At 74.2% G+C, this 4,055-nt stretch carries 5 protein-coding genes and 1 riboswitch; all 5 genes read right to left on the bottom strand.

Annotated features, from left to right (window positions below):
- Nucleotides 1-457, bottom strand: a 457-nt coding sequence (locus C1I95_RS32365; RefSeq protein WP_438941357.1) for a thiamine phosphate synthase, incomplete at its 3' end; no start/stop codon positions are given.
- Between the two features lie 101 nt (nucleotides 458-558).
- Nucleotides 559-1,359, bottom strand: coding sequence for a thiazole synthase (locus C1I95_RS32370; RefSeq protein ID WP_111219723.1), 801 nt, complete (start codon nucleotides 1,357-1,359; stop codon nucleotides 559-561).
- 5 nt (nucleotides 1,360-1,364) lie between these two features.
- On the bottom strand, nucleotides 1,365-1,565 hold the full coding sequence (gene thiS, locus C1I95_RS32375; protein ID WP_111219725.1) for a sulfur carrier protein ThiS: 201 nt from the start codon (nucleotides 1,563-1,565) through the stop codon (nucleotides 1,365-1,367).
- Nucleotides 1,565-2,929: a glycine oxidase ThiO gene (thiO, locus tag C1I95_RS32385; protein ID WP_233514022.1), complete on the bottom strand. Its 1,365-nt coding sequence runs from the start codon at nucleotides 2,927-2,929 to the stop codon at nucleotides 1,565-1,567. The genes thiS and thiO overlap by 1 nt, the downstream gene beginning before the upstream one ends.
- A complete protein-coding gene (gene thiE, locus C1I95_RS32390) occupies nucleotides 2,923-3,549 on the bottom strand; it encodes a thiamine phosphate synthase (RefSeq protein WP_111219727.1) in 627 nt (208 codons plus the stop codon). Before thiE ends, thiO begins: the two co-directional genes overlap by 7 nt.
- A riboswitch (TPP riboswitch) is annotated at nucleotides 3,544-3,652 on the bottom strand. Its footprint overlaps the gene before it by 6 nt.
- Nucleotides 3,653-4,055 lie beyond the last annotated feature (403 nt).

A 4,055-nucleotide genomic window follows, 5' to 3' on the forward strand; every position in this document is an offset into this window, starting at 1 on the left:
TGGTGCGGGTGGGGTAGACCGGCGAGAGGGTGACGTAGTCCTCGGTGGTTAGTCGGCGCAGCTCCGCCTCGTCGTGACAGGACCGGCCGACCAGGTCGGCGCTGGGCGGCGGGTAGGGCCCGGCCGCCGGCAGGTGGAGCGCAACCCGCGACCGGCCCGCCGAGGCGGCGTCGATGACCAGACCGCCATCGGCGGTACCGCAGCCCTCCAACAGGCCGGCACCGTCCAGCAGATCAGAGCCAACCAGCAGATCAGAGCCAGGCAGCGGGGCGGTGTCGGTCAGCGGGTCGGGGCCGGCGACGACGAGGGTGCCGCCGGCCTCGGCCAGGATCTGCCGCAGTTCGACGGCGAGGGCGAGGCGATCGGCGCGCGGCAGGTCCTTCTCCCGCAGCACCACCCAGCGCACTCCGCCGTCCACGGCCGCCGCCACCACGTCCACCAACGCCCCCCGCGCCATCCGCCGATCCGTCAGCAGCACGACGCCCGAGACCGGTGGGATCTTGGTACGAACCGGCCCTCTGTGGGGCGCCTTCGTACCAAGATCGGCAAGGTGTCGGGTCACAGGTCGGGGCGTCCGTCGTCGGGGGTGGAGGCGAGGGCGTGGAAGCGGCGGGCGATGCGGCCGGCACCGAACGCAAGCCGCCCGGCCTCGACCGCGTACCGCATTGCGGTGGCCATCGCCACCGGGTCCGCGGCCCGGGTCACCGCGCTGGCCAGCAGCACGGCGTCGCAGCCCAGCTCCATGGCCAGGGCCGCGTCGGAGGCGGTGCCGATACCGGCGTCCAGGATCACCGGCACGTCGACGTCCTGCCGGATGAGCCGGATGTGGTGCGGGTTGTTGATCCCCAGGCCGGACCCGATCGGTGCGCCCGCCGGCATCACCGCCGCGCAGCCCACGTCGGCGAGACGGCGGGCCAGCACCGGATCGTCCGAGGTGTACGGCAGCACGGTGAACCCGTCGCCCACCAGTTCCTCGGCGGCGCGCAGCAGCTCCACCCCGTCGGGCAGTAGGGTCCGCTCGTCGCCGATCACCTCCAGTTTGACCCAGTCGGTGTCGAACGCGTCCCGGGCCAGCCGCGCCACCTTCACCGCCTCGCCGGCCGTGTAGCAGCCGGCCGTGTTCGGCAGCAGCCGTACGCCGCACCGGTCGAGCAGGTCCAGCAGGCCGCCCGCGCGACCCGGGACGGTTTCCACCCGGCGCAGCGCCAGCGTGACCAGGCCGGTGCCCGACGCCCGGATCGCCTGCTCCAGCACATGCAGGTTGGCCGCCCCACCGGTGCCGAGAATCAGCCGGGAGCCGAACCGCACACCACCCAGCTCGAAGCCCGCCGACTCGAAGCCCGCCGACTCGATGCCCATCGGGCTCACCCGCCCTGGGCGGCGCTGAGCACCTCGACCCGGTCGCCGCCCCGCAACACCGTGGTCGGCCAGCCGGTGCGCGGCACCACCTCGCCGTTCACCGCCACCGCCACGCCGCGCTGCTGCGGGCTGACCTCCCGGACCAGGTCGACGACCGTAACCCCGTCCGGCGCACTGCGCCCGACACCGTTCACCGTCAATTCCATCAGGCATCCTCCGTCCACTGCTCGAACCGGGTGGGCACGCCGGATGTGACCGACCCGGCACCTCCGCCCGACCCGGCACCTCCGCCCGACCCGATGCCAACACCCGACCCGAAACCAACACCAGACCCGAAACCAACGCCCGACCCGACGCCTCCGCCCGACCCGATGCCAACGCCCGACCCGACGCCAACGCCCGAGCCGAGATCAACGCCCGTGCCGAGGCCGACGTCCGAGCCCGAACCGGGGGCGGTGACGAAGCGGTCCGGGCGGAAGGGGGTGAGCAGCGGCTCGGGGGCGCCTCCGGTGACCAGGTCGGCGATCAGATCCGCGGTGACCGGGGTGAGCACGATCCCGTGCCGGTGATGGCCGGTGGCGGCCAGCACGTCCGGACGACCCGGCAGCGGCCCCAGGATCGGGGCGTTGTCCGGCGTACCCGGGCGCAGCCCGGCCATGGTCTCCACCAGGTCGTACTCGGCCAGCTCGGGCACCAGGTCGACCGCGGCGCGCAGCAGCCGCAGCACCGCCCCGGCGGTCACCTCCAGGTCGGAGCGCTCCTCGACCGTCGCGCCGACCACCACCTCGCCGCTGTTTCGCGGGACCAGGTAGACCTGCTCGCCGTCGGCGTACCCCCGGATCACGTGCCGGAAGCCCGGCGTGCCGCCGTCGGGCGCGCGCAGCCGGAGCACCTGGCCCTTCACCGGACGGACCGGCAAGCCGGTGAGGGCGGCGGCCCCGCACCCGGCGGCGACCACGGTCACCCCGGCGGTCACGTCGGACAGCCGGCGCACCGGCTCAGCTACCAGCACCGCGCCGGCCCGCTCGGCGGCCACCCGCAGCGCCGGCACCAGCCGGCGCGGGTCGACCTGGTGGTCGGTGGCGGCGAGCGCGCCGCCCCGCACCCGGAGGGCCAGCGCCGGCTCGCGGTCCCGTAGCTGCCCGGGGCGCAGCGGCGTCACCGGCAGCCCCAGCCCCTGCTGGTACGCCCACAGCCGCCGTGCCTCGGCCAGGTCGTCGGCGGTGAGCCCGACCACCAGCGTGCCCTCGGTCCGGTACCCGATGTCGGTGCCGGCCGCCTCGGTCAGCTCGGCGGCGAACCCCGGCCAGCGCGCGGCCGAGGCGGTGAGCAGACCGGTCAGCTCCCGCTCACCGAAGTACGCCTCGGCCACCGGCGCGAGCATCCCCGCCGCGACCTGCGAGGCACCCGACCCGGGAGCGGGATCGTGCAGCACGACCCGCAGCCCACGGGCCGCACACCGCCACGCGATCGCCAGCCCGATCGGCCCCGCCCCCACCACCGCCACGTCCGGTGCAAGGAAGGGCCCCTTGTCAACGCCTCCGGTAGAGGAGGGGTCCCCTCTTAACACGTCAGCGCCCCGATCAGCTCGGCGGCGGCGCGGGCGGGGTCGGCGACACCAGACAGTGCGCCGACCACCGCCACCCCGTACGCGCCGGCGGCCCGCAACTCGGGTACGTCCGCCGCCGTCACTCCCCCGATGGCGATCACCGGCACGGCGACCGCCTCGGCCACCGCCCGGATGCCAGGCACCCCGATCGCCGGGGGCAGCCCGTCCTTGGTGGTGGTGGCGTGGCAGGGGCCCACGCCCAGGTAGCTCGCTCCGGCGGTGACCGCCTCGGCGGCCGACCCCGGCTCGCGGGCGGTGGCCCCCAGCACGGCGGCCGGGCCGAGCACCCGTCGGGCCGCCTCGACCGGCAGGTCGTCCGCGCCGACGTGGCCGCCCACCGCGCCCGCCGCCAGTGCCACGTGCAGCCGGTCGTTGACCAGGCAGGTCACCGCGTACGGCGTGCAGAGCGCGACCACCCGCCGGGCCAGGTCGTACGCCTCCCGATCGGTCGCGGTGTCCTCGACCCGGACCTGCACCACCAGCTCGCCACCGGCCATCGGCAGTACGGCCCGGAGCACGGCGAGCGAATCCCGCCCGGGCCGGGTGTCGGTGATCAGATGCAATCGTCCCAGGGACGGCACGGCAACACTCCTCCCTGCGCCGGCATTACCCGGATCAGGTTCGACGGTCGGGGGCTCGCAGCCCCCCTCTCAGCCCGGTCAACCGGGCTCCCGTGGGTCACTTGGGTGTCACCGTACGACAGATCCGCCGGCCTGCCAAGGTGCGCTCTCCGTTGCCAGCGCGACAGCCGACGCGTTCAGCGGGGCCCTCCTTCATGGAAGGGGTGGGCGCTTTGCGCGGTCCTGATAGGAATCTCACCCGCCGTTGCCGAAACGTTACCAATCGAAGGCTTGCCATGAACCGATTCAGCGGAATTAATTTGTTCAGCGATTCGACATAATGCCGCAACGAACGTCCCGGCAAGGCGTTCCGCCCGGCCCCATCTAGGACGGTCTTCGGCGAGCCGGCCCCCGCGACCGCTGTCCAGTAAGGACAAAGGAGACCGGAGTGTCCCGACCACGCCGTGCCCGCGTGCCCTTGACCGCCACCCTCATCGCCCTCGGCCTCGCCGCGACCACCCTCGTCG

Origin of the sequence: Micromonospora craterilacus (assembly GCF_003236315.1) — a bacterium.
Taxonomy (GTDB): Bacteria; Actinomycetota; Actinomycetes; order Mycobacteriales; family Micromonosporaceae; genus Micromonospora; species Micromonospora craterilacus.